Origin of the sequence: Kitasatospora sp. NPDC059088 (assembly GCF_042738155.1) — a bacterium.
Taxonomy (GTDB): Bacteria; Actinomycetota; Actinomycetes; order Streptomycetales; family Streptomycetaceae; genus Kitasatospora.
The window spans coordinates 1-1,719 of sequence record NZ_JBHYGR010000298.1 but is presented as its reverse complement, the minus strand read 5'-3'; the positions used below and the strand labels follow the sequence as shown (position 1 = coordinate 1,719).

Below are 1,719 nucleotides of genomic sequence, written 5' to 3'. Positions count from 1 at the left end.
CAGGGCGGTGGCTTCAACCGCGACCGCGACGACCGCGGCGGTTTCAACCGTGACCGTGGCGACCGTCCGCAGGGTGGCGGCTTCAACCGCGACCGCGGTGACCGTCCCCAGGGTGGCGGCTTCAACCGCGACGACCGTGGCGGCGACCGCGGCGGCTTCCGTCGCGACGACCGTCCCCAGGGCGGTGGCTTCAACCGCGACCGCGACGACCGCGGCGGTTTCAACCGTGACCGTGGCGACCGTCCGCAGGGTGGCGGCTTCAACCGCGACCGTGGCGACCGTCCCCAGGGCGGTGGCTTCAACCGCGACGACCGCCCCCAGGGTGGCGGCTTCCGCCGTGACGACCGCCCGAGCGGGTTCCGTCGCGACGACCGTGACGACCGTCCCCGTCGTGACGACCGTCCGTCCTACGGCGACCGTGGCGACCGTGGCGGCGACCGCGGCGGTTTCAACCGTGACCGTGGCGACCGTCCGCAGGGTGGTGGCTTCAACCGTGACCGCGGTGGCGACCGTGGCGGCTTCCGTCGGGACGACCGCCAGGGTGGCGGCGGCTTCCGTCGTGACGACCGTCCGTCCTACCGCGACCGTGACGACCGTGGCGGCGACCGCGGCCGTGGGGACTACGACGACCGTCGTGGCAACTTCGAGCCGGTCAAGCGCCTGCCGATCCCGGAGGACGTCACCGGCTTCGAGCTGGACGCGGACGTGCGCCAGGAGCTCAAGAGCCTGCCCAAGACCCTCGCGGACGACGTCGCGCGCAACCTGGTGATGGTGGCCCGGCTGCTCGACGGCGACGCGGAGGAGGCCTACCAGTACTCCCGCGTCGCGCTGCGGCTGGCGTCCCGTGTGCCCGCCGTCCGTGAGGCGGCCGGTTTCGCCTCGTACATGACGCAGCGTTACTCCGAGGCGCTGACCGAGTTCCGCGCCGCCCGTCGGATGACCGGTCGTGCCGACCTGTGGCCCGTGATGGCCGACTGCGAGCGCGGTCTGGGCCGTCCGGAGCGGGCGCTGGCGATGGCCGGCGAGCCCGAGGTGAAGCAGCTGGACAAGGCCGGCCAGGTGGAGATGCGCCTGGTCGCGGCCGGTGCCCGCAGCGACATGCAGCAGTTCGAGGCGGCCGTCGTCACCCTGCAGAGCCCGGAGCTGGCCTCCAGCGCCGTGCACTCGTGGACCGCGCGCCTGCGGTACGCCTACGCCGAGGCGCTGATCGCGGCCGGCCGTGGCGACGAGGCCCGTGACTGGTTCGCCAAGGCCGCCGAGGCCGACACCGAGGGTTCGACCAACGCCTCGGAGCGCCTGGCCGAGATCGACGGCGTGGAGTTCACCGACGCGCTCGACCCGGAGCTGGCCGACGAGGACGTCGACCGCGCCGAGGCCCCGGCGAAGAAGCGCGGCGGCGACGTCTCCGACGACCGTGTGATCTTCGAGGACGAAGAGGACGTCGAGGAGTTCTACGACGAGGACGACCTCGAGATCGACGAGGACTTCGACGGCCTGGTCCCCGAGCGCGCCGCGGACGCCAAGGCCGACGAGGCCGAGAAGGCCGACAAGGCCGAGGCCAAGGGCGACGCCCAGGCCTGAGCGCCCTGAAACACGCCGTGAGGCCCTGCCGATGCCCCTTCGGGGGAGATCGGCAGGGGCGCCCCGCGGGCCGGGGGTTCAGCGGGCCCGCGGGGCGGGCCCGGGGGCCGGCGCCGCCCCCCAAACCCCCCGGAGGCG

1 protein-coding gene and 1 pseudogene are annotated in these 1,719 nt (G+C 73.8%); both read left to right on the top strand.

What is annotated here, in order from left to right:
- A pseudogene (locus ACFWXO_RS45470) lies at nucleotides 1-591 on the top strand (RNA helicase); the annotation flags it as partial.
- A gap of 69 nt (nucleotides 592-660) precedes the next feature.
- Nucleotides 661-1,581 (top strand): hypothetical protein, encoded by a 921-nt coding sequence (locus tag ACFWXO_RS45465; RefSeq protein ID WP_380533151.1) that lies wholly within the window; start codon nucleotides 661-663, stop codon nucleotides 1,579-1,581.
- The last annotated feature ends 138 nt before the right edge of the window (nucleotides 1,582-1,719 follow it).